This is a genomic window from Pseudarthrobacter sp. alpha12b (assembly GCF_054130495.1).
In genome coordinates, this window is the sequence record NZ_CP196746.1 from 2,435,249 (window position 1) to 2,457,458 (window position 22,210).

Here is a 22,210-nt window from a genome sequence, read left to right on the forward strand (position 1 = left end):
TGATGGGGAGTCACCGAAAAACTTACGGAAGGTGATGGGGCGTTGCGGAGGGGTCAGCCGCGGAACACCTGGACCACCGCGGGACGGGGCGCGCGCACCTGGCCGGGGGCCGGCGTCGTACCTGCCGGGACGTAGTCAGGGAAGAACGAGTGCGGCGCCTCGAAGGTGCCTTCCTCGCCCGGGTGCTGCACGGAGACGAACACCATGCGCTCGTCGTCGTGGATGACCGGGCCGCAGGTCTCGGCGTCACGCGGGACGGAGAGGAACTGCTCCACCTTGCCGCGCTCGGCGCCGTCAAGGGTGACCTTGAAGAGGCCGTCGTTGTAGCCGATGCCGGAGGGGGCGCCGTCGGTGGAGATCCAGAGGTTGCCCACGGAGTCGAAGGCTACGTTGTCCGGGCAGGAGATGGGCGAGACCTTGTCCACCGGGTAGCCGGAGAAGTAGGTGACATCGCCCTGCGCGGGATCGCCGCAGACCATGAGGAGGGTCCAGTTGAACTTGGTGGAGGTCTGGTCGCCGGTTTCGGTGATTTCCACGATGTGCCCGTCGCGGTTCTGGGTGCGCGGGTTGACCTCGGTGGCGCCTTCCTTGGTGCCGGTGCCGCGGTCCGAGTTGTTGGTGCAGACCACGTAGACCTTGCCGGTGTGCAGGCTGGGCTGGACGTCCTCGCAGCGGTCCATCTTGGTGGGGCCCACCTTGTCCGCGGCCAGGCGGGTGTAGACCAGGACCTCCTCGACGGACATACCCGGGACGGCCGACTTTCCGCCGACCACCAGGGGCAGCCATTCGCCGGTGCCGTCGAACGCGCCGTCCAAAGGAAGCGCCCCGGTGCCGGTGATTTCGGTGGCGGGCGAGTTGCCGGTGAACTTGGCAACGTAGAGATCGCCCTCGGACAGCAGGTTCATGTTATGCCTGCGGTCGCCTTCACGGTACTTCTCCGCGGAGACGAACTTGTAGAGGTAGTCGAACTTCTCGTCGTCGCCCATGTAGGCCACCACGTGTCCCGATTCGGCCACGATCACGTTAGCGCCCTCGTGCTTGAAGCGGCCCATCGCGGAACGCTTCTTGGGGGTGGAGGTGGGGTCGAACGGATCGACTTCAACGATCCAGCCGAAGCGGTTGGCCTCGTTCCCGTAGCCGGCGTTGCGGGTGTCGAAGCGGGCGTCATCCAGCTCCCATTGGCGGGCGGTGGGCTTGGCGGTCAGGCCGTAGCGCTTGTCGCTTGCCGAGGTGCCGCCGGCAACGAAGTAGCCGTTGAAGTTTTCCTCACCGGAGAGGATGGTGCCCCACGGGGTGGTGCCGCCGGAGCAGTTGCCGAACGTGCCCTTGATGGCGCGGCCGGAGGGGTCTGCCACCGTCTTGACCAGTGCGGAGCCGGCAACGGGGCCGGTCAGCTCGTAGGTGGTGTCGGAGAGGTAGCGGCGGTTCAGCGGTGCGCCCTTGACGTAGCTCCACGGCTTGGCGCTGTTCTTGCGCTCCAGCTCCACGACGGCCAGGCCATGGGCGGCCCGCCCGATCGCGCGGGTTTCCGCGGCGTCGTAGCCGGCGGGAACCATGATGTTTTCGTTGGTGTACTCGTGGTTGGTGAACAGCACGGCGCGGCGGCCCTTGCTGCCCGGGATTTCCACGATGTCCGTGTAGTCGTTGTTGTAGCCGAACTGGCGGGCCTGTGCCGCCGCAGTCTGGTTGTTCAGGTCAAACTCGGGGGAATCGTTGAACAGCGGGTCACCCCAGCGGATGATCGGCTGCCAGGTGAAGCCCTCCGGCACCGTGAAGGCGTCGACGGCCTTGTCCACCGGCTTGATGGCGGTGAACTGCAGCTTGGAGTTGCCGAAGCCTTCCTTGGCGGCCTTGGACAGGCCCGCGGCGGTGGCAGGTTCGGCGGAAGTCACGGCGGAACCGAGGGCGACGGCGAGGGCACCGGCGGCGCCCAGGCCCAGGGCGGCACGGCGGGACAAAGTGGCGGAGGCGATGTCGCGGAAGTAGCTGTTGGAGCTGGTGTTGCAAACCTCGCCGGCGCAGGCGTTGTCGCACTTGAGTGCGCACGTGACCGGGCTGCGCTTGCCCTTGGTATGGCCGAGCATGGGCAGCAGGGTGAACTTGCGGGCAGTTTCAGACATGGGGAACCTTCCGAAGGAATGTCTCTGGGGTGCCCGATCACCCTTCCAGCCGGTTCCTACAGGAAGCCATCAATTGGATGAAGTTATGGTTAACCGCCCGTGACCTGCGGGTACACCGCATCGGTTGCTCCGTACCTGCCGTTTTGGGACCTGAAAACGGCAGTTATGGAGCAACCGATGGTTGGGTGGGTGCTGTGCTGAGGAGGGGGTGCACGCGGCGGAGCCGGGCCAGCCACCAGTCGCGGCGTTCCGCGGGAGCCGCAAACCGCTCAAGCAGCCCGGCGTCGGCGGCCACGTCGCGCAGGCGGATGGCGCCGTCGTCCGCCACCAAGGGGTCAAGCGTGATGTCCGATTCGAACAGCGACACCGTTCCCAGCCCGCAGGCGTAGGGCAGTTCCGGCAGGGCGGCGGCGAGGGCAAGGCCCGCGCGGATTCCTACGGAGGTGTCCAGCGCAGAGCTGACGACGGCGGGGAGTCCGGCCTGTGCCACGATGTCCAGGGCGCGCCGCACTCCCCCAAGCGGTTCCACCTTGACCACCAAAAGGTCCGCCGCCCCGGCCCGCACCACCTTGAGGGGATCGGTTTCCTTGCGGACACTCTCGTCAGCGGCGATCAGCACCGGCGTTCCCGCGTCCCGCAGCCGGGAGCGGACTTCGGCCAGGCCCTCGATTGAAGGAACCGGCTGTTCCGCATACTCGAGTCCCACGGATGCCAGCCGGGTCAGTGCCTTCACCGCCCCGGGCACGTCCCAGCCGCCGTTGGCGTCCACGCGGATGGCAGCGTCCGGCAACGCGGTGCGGACGGCACGGACCCGGGCGACGTCGTCGTCCAATGACTGCCCCTGCTCAGCGACCTTGACCTTCACCGCGTCCACCCGGCCGAACCGGGCCAGCACGTCCGGCACCCGGTCAGCGGAAACTGCAGGCACTGTGGCGTTGACCGGGATGGACGTGCGCAAGGGGCCGGGGAAACCCTGCCAGCCCGCCTCGATGGCCGCCGCCAACCAACGGGATGCCTCGGCGTCGCCGTACTCGGGGAAGGGGCAGAACTCGCCCCAGCCCACCGGACCGCGGAGCAGGAGGGATTCGCGCTGCATGATGCCGCGGAACTTCACCCGCATGGGCAGGCTGACTACGTGCGCGTTGGCCAGGAGTTCGTCAAGCATGCCGTTTACTGTACGCGGACCTCACTGCTGCTCACGGACCACCCGGATGGTTCCCAGCGACGGATCCGCGGGGTCAGGCAGGACCATTCCGGCCTTCAGCCCCGATTCCAGGTACCCGATGACCGCTTCGTTGATCCTCTCCCCCGGCACGATCACCGGGATGCCGGGCGGGTACGGGGTGATCTGTTCCGCCGCCACCCGTCCAGCCGCTTCCCGCGTGGGAACATCTTCCCGTGGTCCGAAGAAGGCGTCCCGCGGAAGCATCACCGTCTCCAGTTCCAGGCCCGACGGCGGGGGCACGTCCACCTTCGCTGGGGACGGAAGTGCCGGAGCCGCCTCGATGAGCTCCTGCAGGGCGTCCAGGAGCCGCTGGGCGGAGGCATCGTCGTCGGCCATTGACATGGTGGCCATGACGCGGCGGTGGTCGCTGAGGCCCATGTCGATGCGGCGGTGTTCCCGCAGCCAGTCGGCCGCCTGGTAACCACTGATGCCGAGGCCGGAGACGTCCATGAGGATCTGCAGGCGGTCCAGGTCATGCGAGGACTCGGCTGCCAGCAACTCGTCTTCGAGGACATGAATTCCCGGAAGCGCCTCGATGTCGCGGCGCAGCCTCCGGGCCAGGTCCAGCGCGTCGCCCAGAAGCTCGGCACCGTGCTGGACCATTTGCCGCCGCCAACCGTCCATGGCCGAGTACAGGATGGCGTTCGGACTCGTTGTCATCAGCAGGTCCGCGCATTCGGACAGGTGCGCGGGATCCACCAGGTCGCCTTGGAGGTGGTAGACCGAGCCCTGCTCAAAGCCCGCGCCCATCTTGTGCACCGACACCACGCAGATGTCCGCGCCGGCACTCATCGCCCAGGTGGGAAGGCCTTCGTGGAAGGGCAGGTGCGCGCCCCAGGCCTCGTCAACGATCAGGGGCTTTCCCCGGTCGTGGCAGACCTTGGCGATGGCCGCGATGTCCGCGCAGGTCCCGTACGGGGTGGGGCTGACGATCAGCGCCCCGGCCGCGTCCGGGTACCGTTCCCACATCTCTTCCACATCCGCGGCCGACGGCGGATGCGCCAGGTGCAGCTTCGAATCCCAGCGGGGCCGGATCCACCGCGGCTGGATGCCGGAAAACACCAGGCCGGCCGTGATGGATTTGTGGGCGTCACGGCTCACCAGCAGGTCGCCTTTGCCCGCAGCCACGGCCAGGACGGCGGCCTTCACTGACAGCGAGCTTCCGCACGTGGAGAAGAAGGCCTGCTCCGCGCCCACCGCATCCGCCATGAGCTGCTCAGCCTTTTTCAGGTACCCGCCGGAGGAGGAACGGTCATCCAGCCCCGCCGATGCCAGGACGTCAGCGCGAAAGGTGTCCGCGCCGAGGATTTCCCTGACACGGGGGTCCGCGCCCCGGCCCTGCCTGTGGCCTGGTGGAGTAAATCCATAGCGGTCCAGCCGGTGGTATTGGTCCAGGGCGTCCAGCAGGGGAGCTTCGTTGTGGTCCACGGTGTTGTTCCTTTCGGTACGTCGGTCAGGGGTTTTTGGGGCCGGCCTCACAACGTCGCGTACGACGGCGGCCGTTCCGTCGGGCGCGCCGGCTAGGCTCCGGTAAGGGTTGTCCAGACGCCAACGCTGCCGGCAACCACCATGACACCGGCCGTGAACCAGCCCAGGGTGGCCGCCAGTTTTCCGTTCCTGTAGGCGCCCATGATCTTCCGGTCTCCCGAGATGAGCATGGTGACCACCAGGAACGGAGCCGCGGCAATGCCGTTGATCGTGGCGCTCAGGATCAACAGCCCGATGGGGTCGGAGGAGAAGAAGCTGATCAGCACGCCGCCCACCGTTCCGGCGCCCAGCAGTATGTAGAACAAGGGGGCACGCCGTGGGCTGAGGTCCAGGCCCCAGTCCTTTCCAAGCAGGCCCGCCAGTCCAGCAGCTCCCGAGGCCGCAAGCACCGGTACCCCAAGGATCCCGGAGCCAATGAACCCCGCAGCGAACAGGAACTTGGCTGCAGGCCCAACAACCGGCTCCAGTGCTTTGGCCACGTCGGCCGCGGTGTTCACCTCGGTGCCGTCCCTGCCCAGGGTGGCTGCCGTGGCCGCCATGATCGAGAACATCACCAGGACGGAAAAGACCATGCCGATGAAGACGTCAGCCCGGGCCTTGCGGAGGGTGTGTGCTGCGGCGGCTGAATCGGAACGGTCCTTCAACCCGACTGCCTCGTCGCCTCCATGGTCCTCGGCCCGCAGCTCCTGGACCCGGTGGGCGCTCTGCCAGAAGAAGAGGTATGGGGAAATAGTGGTGCCCAGCACGGCAACGATCAGGCCAAGGTACTCAGGAGCGAAGCTGAACTTCATGCCCAGGACGCCTTCCAGGACATCGGACCAGTTCACGTCCGCCACGAACAGGACTGCCACGTAGGCCAGCAGGGAGACACACAACCACTTGAAAATTTTTGCGATGACGGCAAAGGATCCGCTGATCAGCGCCACGGCGATGCCGATGCCGGCAACGGCGCTCCACAGGTGGTCCGGACCGGCACCGAGCATTTGCATGCCCTGCCCAATCGCCATCAGGTCCGCGGCTGCATTAAGCACGTTGCCCACCAGCAGGGCGACGATCAGCACGGCGATCACTACCCGCGGGCGGCGGGAGAATTTGCGGCGGGCCAGCCTGCCAAGGCTTTCGCCGGTGGCCAATGCCGTGCGGTCGCAGATCTCCTGGACCGCCATCATCATGGGCAGGGTCACCGGGGCTGTCCACAGCATGCCATTGGAAAACGTGGCCCCGGCCTTTGCATAGGTGGCGATTCCTGACGGGTCATCGTCCGCGGCGCCGGTCACCATGCCGGGACCGAGAAGTGCGCCGAGCCGGCGCAGGGGCGACTTTTGTTGTGCGCCGGCTGCCTTATGGTCAATCCGGGGCCGCCCAGTAGCTTCGGCCTTGCTCATCCAGTTCTCTCCACTCGCCATCGACTGCTAAGCCAGCCAATTGCTAAGCAAGCTTAGGATTTCTAGCCCATGGTAGGGCACCAAGCTGGGAAGTCACGCCTGGGAAGGCGGCTCAGATCCACTTGTTGTGCTTGAACGCCAGGTAGAGCACCAGGCCCATGGCCACCATCAGGCCCAGCGCATAGGGGTAGCCATAGGTCCACGCCAGTTCGGGCATGTTGGTGAAGTTCATGCCGTAGATGGACGCCACCAGCGTGGGAGCGAACAGGATGGCGGCCCATGAGGAGATGCGCTTGACCTGTTCGTTCTGTTCAAAACTGGACTCGGTCATCCGCTGCATTTCATTGTTCTGCCGTTGGGCCACCAGGGCGGCGTTGACGGCGAGCGCGTTCTGGAGCAGGGCCCTGAAAGATGCCACGCGTTCGTTGATCCGGAGGACGTGGTCCAGGACATCGCGGTAGTGGTCCCGCAGCTCGGTTGCCTGTTCGCGGACAGGAGCGCCAGCCATGAGGGCCTGCAGTATTCCGGCCAGCGGACTGGTGGCCCGCTGGAAGATGATGACCTGCCGCGACAGTTCGTAGATGCGGCGGGATACGTCCGGGTCAGCACCGAAGAGGTCATCCTCAATCTCGTCAATGTCGTTTTCGAGGCCGGCCACCACCGGCTCGTATTCGTCCACCACCTGGTCCAGGATCCCGTAGAGCACGGCATCCGGCCCCAGGGCCAGGAATTCGGGCATTGACTCCATCCGGCGGCGGACCTTGGCCAGGTCCGGCGACTCGGCGTGCCGGACGGTCACCACGTACTCGTCCCCGGCAAAGACGTGGATCTCGCCGAAGTCCACTTTTTCCTCGTCGTCACGGTACCTGGCAGGGCGCAGCACCAGGAACAGGCACTCGCCGTAGTGCTCCAGCTTGGCCCGCTGGTGGCCTGTTAGCGCGTCCTCGATGGCCAGGGCGTTGAGGTCGAATTCCTCGCGGACGGACTGCAGCTCCTCAGCGTCCGGCCGGTACAGCCCGATCCACGCCATCCCCTCGCGCTGGCGGAGCAGGAAGTAGGTCTCGTCAAGGTCTTCCGGGTCCTCGGTGCGCAGCCCATTCACGTACACCGCGTTGTCAATGATGGTCACGGCGCTCCTTCCCCGGCCCGCTCCCGCTCCCAGTCGTCCAGCAGGGCGGGCATCCGGGAGTTGAGGAACCGGTAGAACCGGGCCATGTCCGCCACCCGGGCCCGGGCCGCCGATCCCTCCGGGAGGGTTTCCGCCGTCGCGTCCGTCAGGGCCGCGAGTTTTTCGTAGACGGGGCTGTTCCGCATGGACACCACGTACCACTCGTCCTCATGCAGGGCGTAGAGGTCGCGGCGGCTGCCGGGCTGGGAGACCCGGTGGACGAAGCCCACGGTCTGGAGGTACCGCACCGCCCCGGAAACGGCTGCGGCGCTTGCGCCCAGCCGCTCCCCGAGTTCGGCAGCCGTGAGGCTCCCGCGCTCCGAAGCCACCAATGCAAGCAGCGTCCGCGCCGGCATCTTGGGGAAGCCGGCGGCGGCGAAGGCAGCGGCAGTTCTTTCGACGGCGGCGACGGTGCCGCCGGCGGCAGTATCGGCAGGCACGGACACCGGGCCGGCCTCGATGTCAGCGTCCGCACTCATGCCGACCCCACTTCCCGCCGCCGCATCACGGCAATGGACAGTGCAGCTGCAACCGCCGCGATGGCCAGCATCCACCATGCGCCGCTCCAGTCAGTGGCGCCGCCCTGGGGAACCGGTGTGTGGGTGAACGGGGACAAGTCGCGCAGGCTTTGGTCAAGGCCCAGCATGCCGCCAAAGATCCCCAGCATCACGCCCAGGGCCAGCAACGCCCAGCTCCCGGCGATGGTCGCGGCGGGCCACAGGACGAACACCAGCGCCGGAACGGCCAGGTAGATCAGCGCCGCCGGCAGCTGGGCCAGGGCGGTTTCCCAGAGTGCATCAGCCGGCATGGACATATCGCCGGTTCCGGTCAGCGTGGCCCACGCCCCCACACCCGTCAGGCCCACCACCAGCACCACCGCGGCCGCACCCAGCAGCAGGTAGCCGGCCAGCCACCGGACCCGCCCCACCGGGGCGGCCAGCAGGAGTTCGGCGGTTCCGGCCCCTTCCTCCTGCCGCAACCTGATCACAGCCTGCAGGGCACACGCCGCTGCAAGGACCCCGGCCATCGAAAAGATCACGGAGACCATGAGCTGGGTCAGCGAGGTGCCCTGCGACTGGAGCATGGCCCGCATCACTGCCGTGATACCGGTCCCGGGCGTATCCAGGGCGGCCACCGCCTTACCCAGCGACCCCGCGAGCAATCCCAGTGCCAGGCCGCTGAACCCCCAGCCGATAATGGACCCGGACTGCAACCGCAATGCCAGGGCCACCGGGTTCCGAAGGCCCGGCCGGGCGGCGGCGCGTCCCGCCCGCGCACCCCAGACGCTGGCCCCGGTGTCCCGCGTCCGAAGGATGAGCCAGGCGGCTGCGAGACAGGCGACGGCGAGCCCCGCCGGCAGCAGCAGCGGCCAGCCGCGGTTCCCGGAGTAGGCGACCGTCTGCTGGCCCCAGCCGATCGGCGAGAACCAGCTGGCGGCCCCTTCGGTCATAGTGGTTCCGTCGGCGCCGGGGCTCCCGGTGGCATCGCCAATCCCGCGCAGGACGTAGGCCAGGACCACCAGCGCGGCGGAGACGCCGTTCGCACCGCGTGAGGTCCCCATGAACTGGGCCACGAGCAGTCCCACACCAAGGAATGCGAGGCCGACGGCGCCCGTTGCGGCTCCGGCGGTCAGGGAACCTTGCGGGTCCAGGCCCTGGGCAGCAAAGCCGGCGAACACGGCGAGCGCCACGAGGATGTTCGCGGTGGCGCCGTGCAGCAGGGTGGCTGTATTGGGCAGCAGGCGTCCAGCCGGTGTGGCTGCGACGAGTTCCGCCGCGCCGGATTCCTCGTCGGCCCGCGTATGGCGTACCGCCAGGAAGGTGCTCATCAGGCCGGCCAGGAGGGCAAGGAAGGCGTAGATCAGGAAGAACGTGAAGGCCCCCTGGTCGGCGCCGCGGGGCAGGCCGCGGAGCATCAGGATGGCGGGCGTAGCGATAGCCACCTGCAGGATTTCGGTGCGGGCCGCTGCGTTGCCGTAGGTCTGGGTGACGGCGGCCGCCGCGAACAGTGCGAACGCCCCAATGGACACCACCCAGCTCACCAGCTGCCAGCGGTCACGCCGAAGGCGCTGGCCCCAGAGGACAAAGAGGACGCCCATGTCAGCTCTGCCCCCTGGCGCCGAGCAGGTGCCGCCGGGCGCCACGCCCACCGGCGGGGGCGTCAGCCTGCGGCTCCGGGACGGCGGAGGCATCCCCGTAGTGCCGCAGGAACAGCTCCTCCAGCGACGGCGGAACAATCGTCAGGCCCTGCACGCCCAGGGCGCCCAGCGCGGGAAGGACCTCGGCGATCCGGTCCGAGTCGGCGCTGAACCGGACCCGCCCGGCGTCGAGCGTCAGGTCATGCACCGCTCCCAGGCGGGCCAGGGCCGCCGCGTCCAGGCCGTCCGCGGCGAAGGAAACCTCCGACCTGGTGAGGTGCCGCAGCGAGTCCAGCGTGCCGCCGTCGACAATCCTGCCGGCGCGGATGATGCTGACGCGGTGGCACAGCACTTCCACTTCGGAGAGGATGTGGCTGGAGAGGAGCACGGTGGCTCCGCGGTCGACGGCGGCGAGCAGCTCGCGGCGGAAGACCTCCTCCATCAGGGGGTCAAGGCCGCTGGTGGGCTCATCCAGCAGGTAGACCTCGGCCTCGGTGGCGAGGGCTGCGATCAGTGCGACTTTTTGCCGGTTGCCCTTTGAGTAGGCGCGCCCCTTCTTCCCGGGGTCGAAGTCGAACACCCGGCACAACTGGTCCTTTCGACGCCGGTATGCCGCACCATCCGCCGTGCCGCCGCGCAGCCGGGAGAGCAGGTCGATGGTTTCGCCGCCGGAGAGGTTGGGCCAGAGCCGGACGTCCCCCGGAACATAGGCCAGGCGCCGGTGCAGCTCCACCGCTTGGGTCCAGGGCTCGAAACCCAGGACGGCCGCGGAGCCGGACGTCGCTCTGGCCAGCCCCAGGAGGATGCGCAGGGTGGTTGATTTCCCGGCGCCGTTGGGGCCCAGGAAACCGTGGATCTCGCCGCGCTGGACTTCGAGGTCGAGCCCGTCCAGGGCCCTGACGCGGCCGAAGCGCTTATGCAGGTCCGTGGTCTGGACAACGGTGTTCATGGTTCAAGTCTTCGAAGTTTTCACAAATTTCTGAAGGTACTAAAGTCCCAACTATGAGCACCGGCGATCCCCTGTCCAGCGGCGAGGCCACCCCAAGGTCATCGGCACCGTTGTACGCCGCAGGGTTCGTCACCGCGTTCGGCGCCCACAGCATCGCGGCGGGACTGGGCGCGCAGAGCGGCAACATCGGCCTGACCCTGCTGAACCTCGGTATCCTGCTGGCCCTCTACGACGTTGCCGAAGTCTTCCTGAAACCCGTCTTCGGTGCCCTCAGCGACCGCATCGGCGCCAAACCCGTCGTCGTCGGCGGCCTGCTCGGTTTTGCCGCCTTGTCCCTGATCGGCCTGGGCGCGGCCGACCCGTTGATCCTGGCCCTGGCCCGGCTGGGACAGGGTGCCGCGGCGTCGGCTTTCTCGCCGGCGTCGTCCGCCATGGTGGCAAGGATGGCCCGCGGCGGGAAGGCGGGCACCTACTTTGGCCGGTACGGGTCCTGGAAGAGCCTGGGCTACATCATTGGGCCGCCGCTGGGCGCCGGCCTGATCCTGGCCGGCGGCTTTCCCCTGCTGTTCGGCACGCTGTCGGCGCTGGCTGCGGTAACGGCGGTGTGGGTGCTGGTCTCCGTGCCGCACCTGGCGCCGCTGCCGCGGAAGCGGTACACCGTGATGGACCTGGCGCGGCAGGTGGGCGAGCGCAGGTTCCTGGTCCCCACGCTGGTGCTCGCCGCCTCGACCGGCGCGCTCGGTGCCGCCGTCGGCTTCCTCCCTGCGCTGGCCACGCGCCACGGCCTGGACGCCTTCGCCGGCACGGCCGCGGTGAGCGTGGTGGCGCTCGGCTCGGTGCTCACCCAGCCGTGGATCGGCAGGCTCCGGGACCGGCACGCCGTGACTGACAACAAGGGCACGACGACGGGCCTCCTGCTGATTGCCGCAGGTGTGGGTCTGGTGGCGGCCGCCCCGGGAGTGGCCACCATTTTCGTCGCCGCGGCGTGTATCGGGGTCGGGATCGGCGCGGTGACCCCTCTGGGTTTTGCCCACCTGGCGGACACCACTCCGCCCGAACGGATGGGCCGGACCATGGGCTCGGCAGAGCTGGGACGCGAGCTCGGCGACGCCGGCGGACCCCTGCTGGTGGGCGGCATCGCCACGGCCACGGCCCTGCCGTTCGGGCTGGGTGCGCTGGCGCTGCTGGTGGCGGCAGCCAGCATCCCCCGGCTGGACCCGGTCAACCCCGACCGCTGAGCGGCCGTCCAGCTTTCTGTGTCACCCTTAACCGCGATGACTTCTTCACGGCAACTATCCACCAGGACCCCGGCCCGCCCCGCCCCGGGCTCGGCGTTCCTGTTCGTGCTGTCCACTGTGGCGTGCATCGCCGGGCTGGTTGCCACCTACTGCTTCTTCGTCCAGACCACCACAGGCCAGTTCATCGATGAGTCCGCGCTGGTGGAAGCGGTGGAGATCCACGGGCCCGCCGGGAAGGCCGCAACCCAGTTCCTCGACTGGCTGCCCACCATTTCACTGGTGATGGCCGCCGTCGTGGTCCTGTTTGTCACCGTGATCCGGCGGCACTGGGCCGAAGCCGGGATTGCCGTGGCCGCGTGCATCGGTGCGAACGTGGCCACCCAGGTCCTGAAGGACCTGCTGCCGCCGCGCCCGGACAAAGGCGTGCTGACGCTGGAGCTCAATTCCCTGCCGTCCGGGCACACCACGCTGGCGGCGTCTGCTGCTGCCGCGGTGTTCCTGATGGCGTCCCCGCGCTGGCGGCCCATGGCCGGCTTCATCGGCGGCAGCTTTGCCATCGCGTCCGGGGTGTCCACCCTGATCAACCAGTGGCACCGCCCCGCCGACGTGGTGGCCGCGTTCCTGCTGGTTGGAGCGTTCATGATTCCGGCCGGCTGGCTGATCCTTCGGCGCGGGTCCTGGACCGAGTGGGACGGTTTTGGCGAGCACCTCGGTTCGGCGCGGATCTGGCTCACGCTGCCGGTGCTGATCGGGCTGGCCTCGGCGGGGGTTGCGGTGTATTCGCTGATCCGGATTGCGCCGAGTCCGTGGCAGGAAGCCAGCACCACCAACTACTTCTGGGCCGGGATCTCGCTGATCGTGATCGCGGGGTACCTGGCCACGGTGGCCACCACGTCCCTGTTCGCGTTCGCGGCACGACGCCGGGACGTACCCCGGCGCTGACAGGTCGCCTCTGGGTTAGGCCGGGCCGTCCCGTCCCATGCTTTCCCCCATGGCTGCGGCAAGCTCAATGTCGTCGAGGTAGCGGGCAGCGGGCCGCCCGGTTGCCTTGGCCAGCCTGTCCAGCGTGGTGAGGTGCTGTCGGGCCAGCTCGATGGCCAGTTCCTCCACGATGCTGGGTCCGTTCCGGACAACGAGATCGCTGAGGTACGCCTGGAGGCGGCCGGCGGGGCGTCCCTTGGCTTCTGTGTCGGCGGCAACGAGCCTGGTCAGGGCGGCTGCGGCGAGGGCAGGTTTGTCGCTGAAGAGTTCCACGGTCGATCCCCTCAGTAGCGATGGGCTGGGTTGGGAGACGCCACCCGCGTAGGCACAATCTAGCGTTTCCGTACCTGCCCCGTTAGGGCCGCAGGTCCCGGAGTCAGGGGCTGGCGCTCCGGATTTAAGGGCTGGTTCCGGCCCCCGCCCGGGCGGGCACACCGGCCCATGTTTGGTGCTCGGGCACGTTGTGCATCACGGCGGAGCGCATCTCCACGTGGGAATAGTCCCCCACCGCCAGCCCCTCCGCGATGCCGGCGTTCATGCCCAGGTGCACCGCCCGCCCTATCCGCGCGCCCTCGCCAACCGCAACGCGGGAAGAAAGCGTGGCAAAATCGCTCACCCGGACACTGCACCCCACATTCACGTGGGGCTGCAGCACCACGTGGCGCCCGATGTGGGCCTGCGGGGCGATGGTGGCATTCCGCATCACAATGCTGCCCGGGCCGATCCTGGAATCCCTGGGGACACGGACCTCCGGGTCCACCACCGTGGCGTACCGGTCCTCATGCACGTCCAGCAGTGACAGCCGGTCCACCAGGGCTTCCCTGTCCCGCCCGGAGGGAAGGCAGGCAGTGAACAAGGCCTTTCGGAAGGCAGGCGCGTCCGAGATTGCGCCCATCACCATTGTGCCGTCGACGGAGGTCCCCAGCAGTTCCGGGTCATCATCCAGGATTCCCAGGACGTCGTATTGTCCACTGCTCCGGACCGCTGCAAGTACTTCCCGCGCCAGTCCGCTCATAGCCAGCAGCATCAACTCGCTCAATGTGCGCCTCTTCCAGCCCCTGCACCGTTGCAGGAAAATTCTCCGGCCCGTTCACCTGCTGCTTGATGCCCGGTTGTCCCCAAACCCTATGCCGGACTTGCGCGGCAGGAAAGGTTTCCCGGGCAAAGAGTCACAACGCCGCCGCAGCCAGCACAAAGAAGGGGTCCAAAGGGAAGTCTTGATCCAACCTTGCGGCAGTTGACCCCCATAGCTTGAGGGGTGCCGCCAATAGTTGAAGGTGCCTGGCCGGCGTTTTGAAGTGGGCGCCGCCAGGCACAGTTCAACGCCCTCTCACGCATGGGAGGGCGCTGCTGTTTAAGGGTGGGCAAGTGGCATTGGATCAGGAATCGAGCCGCTTGCGCAGGAGGCAGAACTCGTTCCCTTCGGGGTCCTGCAGGACGTGCCACTGCTCGTCGCCGGTCTGCCCCACATCCGCGGGCCTGGCACCGAGGGCCAGCAGCCGTTCCAGCTCAGCGTCCTGGTCCCGGTCCACCGGGTTGACGTCGAGATGCAGCGGTAGCCTGCCCACCCGCGGGTTACTGCTGGGGCTCAGGATAATCGTGGGCTGCAGTCCGCCGAACCCGGCGTCCGGCGGCCCGATCTCAACCGCACCGTCCTCCCGGTCCAGCTCGACATAACCAAGGACGTCACCCCAGAACCGCGCAAGCAGTCCGGGGTTGGCGCAGTTCAGGACCAGTTCGCTGATTCGGCATGACATGGTGCCAGTGTACGGACCGCCCCAAGCTGCCCGCCGGACCCGGGACGCAATGCACGACGACGGCTCTCACCTTCCGCGGCGGCTCACCTTCGACACGCATCGTCATTTCCGAGGCGCATGATCCCCGCCGCGGCCCAAATATCGGGGGCGAAAAGGTACCTGCGGGTCGAAAGTGAATTCGCGTGTCGTGAATACTGCCGAGCAGTACCAATCGTCATCACCGAGAAGCCAGCTCGGCGGGAGACGGTGCCACTGCATGGGGGGATGCAGCGGCACCTTCTTCCGCCGAGCTGACGGGTGGAAACCTCAGGCGCAGTAAATCTTCTTGTTTCCCGTGCCGATCTCCAGGTTTACCTGTACGTAAGCGCTGGACTGCATGCCGCCTGAGAACGTGGCCACGATCCTGACCGTCGCCGGGGTGGTGGTGACTTGCGTGAAAATCGTGGAGTCTCCGAAGAGCGATAAACTCCCGGACGTACCGAACGGGCCAGCCAGGTCCGTGCTTATCCCGTAGACCCCGTTGGTTCCGGCTGCCGAGAATGTGAGTTTTGTTGGAGCCTCGGAGAATCCCGAGTATGCCAGGGATACGTACTTGTTTGCGTTGTCTACATTGCTGCAAACGGGAGTGTTGAACACCGGCGGGGGCCAGGGTCCGGACGCAGTGACCGTCATGGTCGCGGTCGCGCTCTGTTGCCAGAGAGCCGACGCCGAGGCGCCGCCAACACCCAGCAGTACCGTGAGCACGAAGGCCCCGACGGCGAGCGCCGCACCTGGAAGGTCCCGGAACCGTGCCATCTACTCCACCTCGGCAGCCGGGATATCGCGCTTGCGGGTTTTGCGGACAGACTTGTACACGGTGATGGCTCCGTAGCCGATGAGGGCCACGGCCGCGACAACAGTCCACGTCTCCCGGCCGGAATTCCCCAGGAAATTCGCGAGGAAACCCGCGTACGGGACGGCATAGAACAGTTTGCCCTTGACCTGGATGGCACGGACCGGCTCAGGATCGTTGGCGCCGTTGTTGTCGCCCTTGGTGATCAGGGTCTTCTCGCCCTGCTGGCTGGAACTGAAACCGACGATCCGGTGCGTTTCCACGTCCGGACGCCCAGAGTACAGCTGAAAGGTAATGACATCGCCATACTTGAGTTCGTCGAACGGCGCGGGTTTCATCACCATAAAGGTGCCCGGCGGGTATTTCTGCGCCATGGACTTGGTCAGGACCGTGTAGGTCTGCGAGCCGGTCGCCACCGGCACCACGATGAGGACCAGTGCGGCGAAGAGTGCCACCAACATGGCAGCCATGCTTAGGAAACGTCCGACGGCGGCCCAGGCGGCTTTGCGCTTGCTTCCACTTTTGGGGGTGGGCGCCGGAGTTTCCGTCCCGGACTTCCCAGGCTCGGTGTCACCGCCAAGCAGGCGTTCGGTCAGGTCAGCAGCCACTGGGCACCCCGCAGAGCTGACGTGCGGTGAGTTGGAGCGAGATGTTCACTGCTTGTCCTTTCACTGAAGAGGGGGCGCTGGAGCTCAGGCTCACCTGGAAACAGAAGACAGTGGAACTGCCTTTGGCGACCGTGGGTGAGACGAGCCCGGTGGTACTGATCGGCATGAAGCCTGTGGTGTTGCTGCATTCCGCGGAGGAACTTGCCGTTTTTGCGTTGACGCTGGTGTATGTGGCCAGGGTTCCGCCGCTGACATTCGCGATGGCGGGCTGGGTCCCAGTGATGGCCGTGTTGAACTGGCCGCCGGCGTTGGTGTTGTTGGTGACCACCACACCGCCGTATACCGAGGTGCCCGGCCCCAACGTTCCCGCGGGGCTCAACGCCAAGGTGGCCGACGTCTTGCCGTCAGACAATGTCATGTTGGTTGTCTGGCCAGTGTTGACCGCTGTCAGCGCCATATCGAACGACGCCGACGTGACGACGCCAGGCGAGGCAGCCGCTGCCGCGCTCCACAACGCGTAGGTTCCCTGCACCGTGAACAGGCCCAGGACCACTGCAACGGCGGTCAGCGCCGCCGCCTGCAGCCTGCGCTTGGTGCGCATTGGTCCCTCCTGGTCCTGCTTCGGATTCGGTCGTTTGGGCGGATTGCGGTTCAGCCACCCGCCTTCAGCTGACTACGGCTGAGGCGTCGGGTCAGCCAGTCCGGGAGCCGACACGACCTGAGTCAGGGTGTAGCTAACATCTCCCAGGTTGTAGCTTTTGTTGACGTCGTTTCGGTCCGAGGTAGCGGCTTTGAATTCGAAGGTCGTAGTAGCCGTGACAGTTCTGGTTGAGGTTCCGCCAATTGCAGTTAGCGGGTTCGCCACAACCGCCGTACCGACTTTAAGTTCGGGACCGGTAATGGTCACATTGGCAGCGGTGAAGTTGTTGGCGGCATTGGCACCGCTGACCACGATGTTCGCGGCCATTTTGTCACCAATGAGCGTAACCGTCAGATCCTGCGTGTAGGTCAACTTGTCGCCAGGAACTACACGGTAGGAGCCGATGTTGGTGATGGGGTTACCCGCGCGGTCAGTCCATTTTCCGGTGCTTGCCTTGACGTCCAAGTCACCCGAACTAATAGTGCCAGGAGCGGCGGCGTCTGCCGCGTTCCAGTTGGCCAGGGTGCCGCCGCCGCCCAGCAACAGTGCGGCGCCAACGGCGATGGCTGCGGTTCCCTTGATCAGGGTGCTGTTCTTCATGATGTGTCCCCTCAGACTTTGTGGCGTGGTGGTCTAACTGGGCACCACTTTGCACGGCCAACCTCAGGAAGTGTGGGGGTAAAACGTCAACAAAAGCTCAAGTTATTTGAAAGTACAACAGGGGTTTGACCTGCACTTCTACCGGAATAAGGCTCATTTCGTGTTGTTCAGCAGCAGCCTGCACCAGGCATCAGTCAGCCACTCGGCAAACTGGCCCGGAGTCCACCCGCGTTGGTCCACCAGAAGCACCCAGTATTCGGGTCCGTTCATGCTCCACACCGCGTCCGCGAGTTCGGAAGCGGGCCGGTCCATCCGTAGTTCCCCGGTGGCGGCAAGGTCCTCGATGAACTTCAGCATGTTTGCCGCGCGCCGCTGGGAAATCTCCGTCCAGAGCGCAGCGCAGTCGGGATCGGTGCCGGCGGCATCGCGGAGCGCAAGGTAGACCGGCGCGAGGCGTGGCTGGATGCCGGCCAAGGCGTGGGCGTAGATTGAGATCTTTTCGGCCGCCCCCTTCGCCTCCCGCAGGCGGACCACGTAGTCGCGCCGCTCCGCGGGCACCGCCTGGCCGGTCCCCGAGATGGCCGCCTCCACCACCTCACGCAGCAGGTCCGGCTTGCGCCCAATGGTGGCGTAGATGGTGTCGACGGCGACTCCCGCCGTCCGGGCAATAGCCGCCACGGTGGTGGAACGGTACCCCTCCCCCACGAAGAGTTCGCGGGCGGCGGCAAGCACGGCGTCGCGCGTGGCCGCCGCTTGTTCCTTCCGCCGGGGCGAATGGTAACGGCGTGCGGGGGCATTGACTTCACTCATGGCCAGGCCTAGCCTTATTTCATCCGAATGCTACTCGGATGAATTGTAGCAGGAAAGCCCCCATCCGCAGGGCAGCGGCGAGGGGCGGAAGGGCAGGGCGTCATGTCAGAGCACTTCGATACCGTCGTCATCGGCGGCGGCCAGGCGGGCCTGGCCATGGGTTATCACCTGTCGCGCCGCAAGACACCCTTCATGATCCTTGACGAAAATCCACAAACCGGAGACAGCTGGCGCACCCGCTGGGACTCACTCCGGCTCTTCACCCCTGCCAGGTATGACGCCCTTCCAGGCAGCCGCTACCCGGCCCCGCCATGGTCCTACCCCTCAAGGGAGGAATTCGCCGATTACCTCCGCGGCTACGCGGACAGCTTCGGACTGCCGGTAAGGAACAATATCCGGGTCACCAGCCTCAGCCACAACGGACAGGGCTTCGTTATCGAGGCTGGCGGCCACAGCGTTGAAGCCGACAACGTGGTGGTTGCCTCCGGTTGGGACCGCAAGCCCAAAGTCCCGGCATTCGCACAGCAGCTCACCTCGGATATCCGGCAACTGACTGCGGCAAGCTACAAGAACCCGAAGGACCTTGCTCCGGGGCCCGTCCTGGTGGTGGGCGCCGGCAACTCCGGCGCGGACATTGCCCTCGAACTCGCCCCCAGCCGCAAGACCTACCTCTCCGGCAGGCACCCCGGCGAGATCCCCTGGCCCATCGATGCCGTGGCGGCCCGCCCCCTGACCCTCGCCGTCTTCTTCGCCTTCTCCCACATCCTGACGCTCAACACGCCAATGGGCCGCAAGGCCCGCCCGCAAATCCTTGCACACAGCGGGCCACTGGTCAGGGTAAAGAACCGCGACCTGGTGCGTGCCGGCGTCGAACGCGTTCCCAGGACGGAAGGCGCCCGGGACGGCAGGCCCTTGCTCGCCGACGGAAGGCCACTGGACGTCTCCAACGTCATCTGGTGCACCGGCTTCCGGCCCGGCCTGGACTGGATCAAGCTGCCCGTGTTCGGCCCGGACGGCCAGCCTGAGCAGGACCGCGGTGTGGCCAAAGCACAGGCGGGATTGTATTTCCTGGGCGCCATCTTCCAGCAGTCGCTGGCGTCGTCCATGGTGCACGGCGTGGGCAGGGACGCCGCCGTTATTGCCCGGCACATCGCCGCAAAAGCGCCGGGAGCAGCAACTCCAGCCGCGCAACCACGCAGGGAAGTCAGGCCGGAAGGTTCAGCTGCTCCACAATGATCCGGGCGGTGGCGGGATCGCCAAGGATTCGAAAATGCCCCGCCGCCGGCAGTTCGATGTTGGTGGCCCCCGGCAGGACGCTCCCCTCCGGGATGTGCGGATCGAACGGCCCGTAGATGGACGTGATGCGGCTGTTGATGGCCAGCTCGCGGGACATCTGGAGGGTCAGGGCATTCCGCGGAGAGAAGATCCGCAGGCTGGGCAGCAGCATGTACCGGGCGTAGCGCGAGCCGGAAAACGGTGCGCACACGGCGATCATCCGGTCAATCCGGTGCTCTGGATCCAGGGACAGCATGGTGTACTTGCCGATCAGTCCGCCCTTGCTGTGCGCCACCAGGATGGCATCGCGCAGCCCCGCCTCCTCCAGGTGCTGGGCGACCAATTTGGCGGCATCCGGCACCTTCAATTTGTTGCGCTGGAGCACCGTGACCACGTGGACGGGATGCCCGGCGTCGTGAATGGCCTGGATGAGCGGCAACATGAACTGCCAGTTTTCGTACACGCCGGGGATGATCACCACGGGCGGGCGGGTCCCGTTGCGGAAGGACGCCGGTTGCACGCGCGACAGGAACCCGCGGACCTGCCAGCCCGCGGCGTACACATAGTCCTGCGCCCACCACACAGCCTTCTGCAGCGGGCTGATGCGGGCAACGGCGCCGGGATCACTCATGAATCGAGAATAACGCGCCCCCGCGACACTTCCTGCAAACACCACTCGCGGCACATCGAGCCGCAGCCAGGCCCTGCAAACTTCCCGTCGATTAGGGCCGGGGGCAGGCATCATCCACGAGGCGCCGGGCCAGATTCATGGCGCGTTTGCCGTAAAGTGCGCCGTCGAGAACCGCGCCTGTGGCATAGGCGCCGTTGAGGATGATGAGCAACTCTTCGGCCAGCTCATCGGGGTCCTGCACTCCGGCGTCGGCTGCCAGGGACTGGAACCAGTCCCGAACCTGCTGCTTGTGCGCTACCGCCACCAGATGCGCCGGGTGATCGCCCTCCGGGAACTCGGTGTTCGTATTCAGCATCGGGCACCCACGATAGGTGGCGCCGGCAGTGTCTCCGGCCAGCACCGCAAACACGGCAATGAGCTTCTCCCGGGCGTCGGCGCATTCCTCCGCCGCCTGACGCATTCGCTCGAACCATGCGTCCGCACGCCCCTGGACGTATGCCGTGGCCAGGGCATCCTTGGTGGGGAACTGCCGGTAAATGGTGGCGTTTCCCACCCCGCATTCCTTAACCACGGTATCCATTCCCACCGCGCGGATCCCCCGCTGGTAGAACAGTCGCGTCGCCACCTCAAGCACATTCCGCCGGTTCTCCTCGCCGCTCTTGCGTGCCACGGCAAACCCCACCCTTCAAAACCAAATCGACAGCCATCCTGCCCATAAGTTTGACAGACGGATCGATCCGTCACAAACTGAAGAGAACGATCCGTCACATTGGATCAGGCTCCGTCAAAGAAGAAGCTAAAGGAATCCACCATGAAAACTGCTGTCCTCGGAACCGGCACTGTCGGCCGCACCATCGCTGCCCGGCTGGCCGAGCTCGGACACACCGTGACCGTTGGCACCCGCAGCACCGAAGCCACGCTCGCCCGCACTGAGGCCGACGCGATGGGCAACCTACCCTTCGCCACCTGGGCTGCAGCAAACCCGGGTATTTCGCTGGCCAGCTACGCCGGGGCTGCCGCCGGGGCAGAACTTGTCGTCAACGCCACCAATGGCAGCGCATCCCTGGACGCCCTGGCACAGGCCGGTACGGAAGACCTTGACGGCAAGATCATCCTCGACATCGCCAACCCGCTCGACTTCAGCCAAGGCATGCCCCCAACCCTGTTCGTCAAGGACACCGACTCATTGGGTGAGCAGATTCAGCGTGCCTTCCCCGGAACCCGGGTGGTGAAATCGCTCAACACCATGAACGCCGACCTCATGGCGCACCCGGCACAGCTGTCCGATCCCGGCACGGTGTTCGTTTCCGGGAACGACGCCGAGGCCAAGCATGTCGTCACGGGACTGTTGAAGGATTTCGGCCACCGGGACATCATTGACCTCGGGGACATCTCCACCGCCCGCGGCACGGAAATGCTCCTCCCCGTCTGGCTTCGCCTCTGGGGCGCACTCGGCACGCCCGCGTTCAACTTCAAGATCGTTCGCTGACCGGTCCGCAAGGCCGAGAAGGCTGGCTTCCATGTATGGAACCGTTGCGCTGGTGACCGGCGCGGGCAGCGGCCTGGGACAGGCCGTGGCAACCGGCCTGGCCCGCGAAGGCGCCCTGGTTGTGGTGGCGGGGCGCTCCCCCGCCCGCGCGGAAGAGGCGGCGGGTGCCATCCGCCGCCTCGTCCCGTCCGCGCTGCTGGAGCCGCTGGTATGCGACCTCTCGGTCCAGTCCTCGATCCACGCGGCCGCGTCCGACTTCCTGACGCGCCACAGCAGGCTCGACGTCCTGGTGAACTCGGCGGGCGTGTTCCGCAAGGAGCGCGAGGTCACTCCCGACGGGCTGGAACTGACGTTCGCCACCAACGTGATGGCATACTTCCTGCTCACCAACCTGATGCTTGATGCGCTCAGGAACGCGGCAGCGGCGGCCGGGACGGCCCGGATCGTGAACATCGCGTCCAGGTACGGCAACACCAAACTCAATTTTGACGACCTTCAGACCGCCAAGGGCCGGTACAGCTTCCTGCGCTCCACGCCACCCACCATGCTGGCCCGCGTCCTCCTCACCCAGGAGTTCGCCGAACGCCTGCGCGGCTCGGGCGTGGTGGCCAACGCCGTGCACCCGGGGCTGGTCAGGAATACATCGCTGCTGAAGGACGTCGGAGGCCCGTTCCGCCTGCTCACCAACACGTTCGGCGCACCGGCGGAAAAAGCGGTGGACACTGCCCTTTGGCTGGCCACGTCAGAGGAAACTGCAGGCGTGTCAGGGAAGCTCTGGGCAAAGCGCAAGGAGCTTGCTACGCCCGGCATGGGATCGGACCCGGAGGCCCGCAAGCGCCTGTGGGATGCCTGCGCCGGCCTGGCCCATCTGCCGTGA

Annotated in this window: 23 protein-coding genes; 5 read left to right on the plus strand and 18 right to left on the minus strand. The window is 66.6% G+C overall.

Annotated elements, in window-relative coordinates; genetic code table 11:
• Positions 1-53 precede the first annotated feature (53 nt).
• The 8 genes from ACTAQI_RS11200 to ACTAQI_RS11235 form a co-directional block, all read right to left on the minus strand.
• Complete coding sequence (locus tag ACTAQI_RS11200; RefSeq protein WP_457945896.1) at positions 54-2,120, minus strand: PhoX family protein; 2,067 nt, start codon at positions 2,118-2,120, stop codon at positions 54-56.
• 163 nt (positions 2,121-2,283) lie between these two features.
• Positions 2,284-3,285 carry an o-succinylbenzoate synthase gene (locus ACTAQI_RS11205; RefSeq protein WP_457945898.1) on the minus strand — a complete coding sequence of 334 codons (1,002 nt, stop codon included), beginning with the start codon at positions 3,283-3,285 and terminating at the stop codon, positions 2,284-2,286.
• 21 nt (positions 3,286-3,306) lie between these two features.
• Complete coding sequence (locus ACTAQI_RS11210) at positions 3,307-4,773, minus strand: aminotransferase class I/II-fold pyridoxal phosphate-dependent enzyme (protein ID WP_457945900.1); 1,467 nt, start codon at positions 4,771-4,773, stop codon at positions 3,307-3,309.
• Between the two features lie 92 nt (positions 4,774-4,865).
• Complete coding sequence (locus tag ACTAQI_RS11215) at positions 4,866-6,218, minus strand: Nramp family divalent metal transporter (RefSeq protein ID WP_457945902.1); 1,353 nt, start codon at positions 6,216-6,218, stop codon at positions 4,866-4,868.
• A gap of 112 nt (positions 6,219-6,330) precedes the next feature.
• Positions 6,331-7,347 carry a magnesium/cobalt transporter CorA gene (corA, locus tag ACTAQI_RS11220; protein ID WP_457945904.1) on the minus strand — a complete coding sequence of 339 codons (1,017 nt, stop codon included), beginning with the start codon at positions 7,345-7,347 and terminating at the stop codon, positions 6,331-6,333.
• Positions 7,344-7,865, minus strand: coding sequence for a GbsR/MarR family transcriptional regulator (locus tag ACTAQI_RS11225; protein WP_457945905.1), 522 nt, complete (start codon positions 7,863-7,865; stop codon positions 7,344-7,346). The genes corA and ACTAQI_RS11225 overlap by 4 nt, the downstream gene beginning before the upstream one ends.
• Positions 7,862-9,484, minus strand: a complete 1,623-nt coding sequence (locus ACTAQI_RS11230; RefSeq protein WP_457945906.1) for an ABC transporter permease — start codon at positions 9,482-9,484, stop codon at positions 7,862-7,864. Before ACTAQI_RS11230 ends, ACTAQI_RS11225 begins: the two co-directional genes overlap by 4 nt.
• Before the next feature lies 1 nt (position 9,485).
• The gene (locus ACTAQI_RS11235) at positions 9,486-10,472 is read right to left on the minus strand and encodes an ATP-binding cassette domain-containing protein (protein ID WP_457945908.1); all 987 of its coding nucleotides are present in this window, start codon (positions 10,470-10,472) and stop codon (positions 9,486-9,488) included.
• A 53-nt stretch (positions 10,473-10,525) separates the two neighbouring features.
• On the opposite strand from ACTAQI_RS11235, the gene ACTAQI_RS11240 reads away from it, so the two are divergent.
• Both ACTAQI_RS11240 and ACTAQI_RS11245 read left to right on the plus strand, forming a co-directional pair.
• A complete protein-coding gene (locus ACTAQI_RS11240; protein ID WP_457945909.1) occupies positions 10,526-11,710 on the plus strand; it encodes an MFS transporter in 1,185 nt (394 codons plus the stop codon).
• A gap of 36 nt (positions 11,711-11,746) precedes the next feature.
• Positions 11,747-12,652 (plus strand): phosphatase PAP2 family protein, encoded by a 906-nt coding sequence (locus ACTAQI_RS11245; RefSeq protein ID WP_457945911.1) that lies wholly within the window; start codon positions 11,747-11,749, stop codon positions 12,650-12,652.
• A gap of 15 nt (positions 12,653-12,667) precedes the next feature.
• Here ACTAQI_RS11245 and ACTAQI_RS11250 read toward each other — a convergent pair whose 3' ends face one another.
• The 8 genes from ACTAQI_RS11250 to ACTAQI_RS11285 all read right to left on the minus strand — a co-directional run bounded on the left by ACTAQI_RS11250 (position 12,668) and on the right by ACTAQI_RS11285 (position 17,938).
• Positions 12,668-12,964 (minus strand): hypothetical protein, encoded by a 297-nt coding sequence (locus ACTAQI_RS11250; protein ID WP_457945912.1) that lies wholly within the window; start codon positions 12,962-12,964, stop codon positions 12,668-12,670.
• Positions 12,965-13,088: 124 nt separating this feature from the next.
• Positions 13,089-13,730, minus strand: coding sequence for an acetyltransferase (locus tag ACTAQI_RS11255; protein ID WP_457945913.1), 642 nt, complete (start codon positions 13,728-13,730; stop codon positions 13,089-13,091).
• 340 nt (positions 13,731-14,070) lie between these two features.
• Positions 14,071-14,448 (minus strand): VOC family protein, encoded by a 378-nt coding sequence (locus ACTAQI_RS11260; protein WP_457945914.1) that lies wholly within the window; start codon positions 14,446-14,448, stop codon positions 14,071-14,073.
• A 306-nt stretch (positions 14,449-14,754) separates the two neighbouring features.
• On the minus strand, positions 14,755-15,243 hold the full coding sequence (locus ACTAQI_RS11265) for a hypothetical protein (protein WP_457945915.1): 489 nt from the start codon (positions 15,241-15,243) through the stop codon (positions 14,755-14,757).
• On the minus strand, positions 15,244-15,888 hold the full coding sequence (locus ACTAQI_RS11270; protein WP_457945916.1) for a signal peptidase I: 645 nt from the start codon (positions 15,886-15,888) through the stop codon (positions 15,244-15,246). It abuts the gene before it with no gap.
• The gene (locus ACTAQI_RS11275; protein ID WP_457945918.1) at positions 15,878-16,489 is read right to left on the minus strand and encodes a hypothetical protein; all 612 of its coding nucleotides are present in this window, start codon (positions 16,487-16,489) and stop codon (positions 15,878-15,880) included. The genes ACTAQI_RS11270 and ACTAQI_RS11275 overlap by 11 nt, the downstream gene beginning before the upstream one ends.
• A gap of 72 nt (positions 16,490-16,561) precedes the next feature.
• Positions 16,562-17,128, minus strand: coding sequence for an alternate-type signal peptide domain-containing protein (locus ACTAQI_RS11280; RefSeq protein ID WP_457945920.1), 567 nt, complete (start codon positions 17,126-17,128; stop codon positions 16,562-16,564).
• A 153-nt stretch (positions 17,129-17,281) separates the two neighbouring features.
• The gene (locus ACTAQI_RS11285; protein WP_457945922.1) at positions 17,282-17,938 is read right to left on the minus strand and encodes a TetR/AcrR family transcriptional regulator; all 657 of its coding nucleotides are present in this window, start codon (positions 17,936-17,938) and stop codon (positions 17,282-17,284) included.
• Between the two features lie 102 nt (positions 17,939-18,040).
• Between ACTAQI_RS11285 and ACTAQI_RS11290 the strand changes: the two genes are divergently transcribed.
• Positions 18,041-19,174: a flavin-containing monooxygenase gene (locus ACTAQI_RS11290; protein WP_457945923.1), complete on the plus strand. Its 1,134-nt coding sequence runs from the start codon at positions 18,041-18,043 to the stop codon at positions 19,172-19,174.
• Here the strand turns inward: ACTAQI_RS11290 and ACTAQI_RS11295 are convergent.
• Positions 19,143-19,844, minus strand: a complete 702-nt coding sequence (locus tag ACTAQI_RS11295; RefSeq protein WP_457945924.1) for an esterase/lipase family protein — start codon at positions 19,842-19,844, stop codon at positions 19,143-19,145. The two genes, ACTAQI_RS11290 and ACTAQI_RS11295, sit on opposite strands and share 32 nt — an antisense overlap.
• Before the next feature lie 91 nt (positions 19,845-19,935).
• The gene (locus ACTAQI_RS11300; protein WP_457945925.1) at positions 19,936-20,514 is read right to left on the minus strand and encodes a TetR/AcrR family transcriptional regulator; all 579 of its coding nucleotides are present in this window, start codon (positions 20,512-20,514) and stop codon (positions 19,936-19,938) included.
• A gap of 141 nt (positions 20,515-20,655) precedes the next feature.
• Here ACTAQI_RS11300 and ACTAQI_RS11305 point away from each other — a divergent pair, with 141 nt between their 5' ends.
• The gene (locus ACTAQI_RS11305; RefSeq protein ID WP_457945926.1) at positions 20,656-21,333 is read left to right on the plus strand and encodes an NADPH-dependent F420 reductase; all 678 of its coding nucleotides are present in this window, start codon (positions 20,656-20,658) and stop codon (positions 21,331-21,333) included.
• Between the two features lie 31 nt (positions 21,334-21,364).
• A complete protein-coding gene (locus tag ACTAQI_RS11310) occupies positions 21,365-22,210 on the plus strand; it encodes an SDR family NAD(P)-dependent oxidoreductase (RefSeq protein WP_457945927.1) in 846 nt (281 codons plus the stop codon).

Coding starts and splice junctions, on each gene's coding strand:
- ACTAQI_RS11205 (WP_457945898.1), bottom strand. CDS start 3,285: ATGCTTGACGAACTCCTGGCCAACGCGCACGTAGTCAGCCTGCCCATG.
- ACTAQI_RS11275 (WP_457945918.1), bottom strand. CDS start 16,489: ATGCGCACCAAGCGCAGGCTGCAGGCGGCGGCGCTGACCGCCGTTGCA.
- ACTAQI_RS11230 (WP_457945906.1), bottom strand. CDS start 9,484: ATGGGCGTCCTCTTTGTCCTCTGGGGCCAGCGCCTTCGGCGTGACCGC.
- ACTAQI_RS11235 (WP_457945908.1), bottom strand. CDS start 10,472: ATGAACACCGTTGTCCAGACCACGGACCTGCATAAGCGCTTCGGCCGC.
- ACTAQI_RS11200 (WP_457945896.1), bottom strand. CDS start 2,120: ATGTCTGAAACTGCCCGCAAGTTCACCCTGCTGCCCATGCTCGGCCAT.
- ACTAQI_RS11225 (WP_457945905.1), bottom strand. CDS start 7,865: ATGAGTGCGGACGCTGACATCGAGGCCGGCCCGGTGTCCGTGCCTGCC.
- ACTAQI_RS11265 (WP_457945915.1), bottom strand. CDS start 15,243: ATGGCACGGTTCCGGGACCTTCCAGGTGCGGCGCTCGCCGTCGGGGCC.
- ACTAQI_RS11215 (WP_457945902.1), bottom strand. CDS start 6,218: ATGAGCAAGGCCGAAGCTACTGGGCGGCCCCGGATTGACCATAAGGCA.
- ACTAQI_RS11310 (WP_457945927.1), top strand. CDS start 21,365: ATGTATGGAACCGTTGCGCTGGTGACCGGCGCGGGCAGCGGCCTGGGA.
- ACTAQI_RS11240 (WP_457945909.1), top strand. CDS start 10,526: ATGAGCACCGGCGATCCCCTGTCCAGCGGCGAGGCCACCCCAAGGTCA.
- ACTAQI_RS11305 (WP_457945926.1), top strand. CDS start 20,656: ATGAAAACTGCTGTCCTCGGAACCGGCACTGTCGGCCGCACCATCGCT.
- ACTAQI_RS11245 (WP_457945911.1), top strand. CDS start 11,747: ATGACTTCTTCACGGCAACTATCCACCAGGACCCCGGCCCGCCCCGCC.
- ACTAQI_RS11285 (WP_457945922.1), bottom strand. CDS start 17,938: ATGAGTGAAGTCAATGCCCCCGCACGCCGTTACCATTCGCCCCGGCGG.
- ACTAQI_RS11280 (WP_457945920.1), bottom strand. CDS start 17,128: ATGAAGAACAGCACCCTGATCAAGGGAACCGCAGCCATCGCCGTTGGC.
- ACTAQI_RS11290 (WP_457945923.1), top strand. CDS start 18,041: ATGTCAGAGCACTTCGATACCGTCGTCATCGGCGGCGGCCAGGCGGGC.
- ACTAQI_RS11295 (WP_457945924.1), bottom strand. CDS start 19,844: ATGAGTGATCCCGGCGCCGTTGCCCGCATCAGCCCGCTGCAGAAGGCT.
- ACTAQI_RS11260 (WP_457945914.1), bottom strand. CDS start 14,448: ATGTCATGCCGAATCAGCGAACTGGTCCTGAACTGCGCCAACCCCGGA.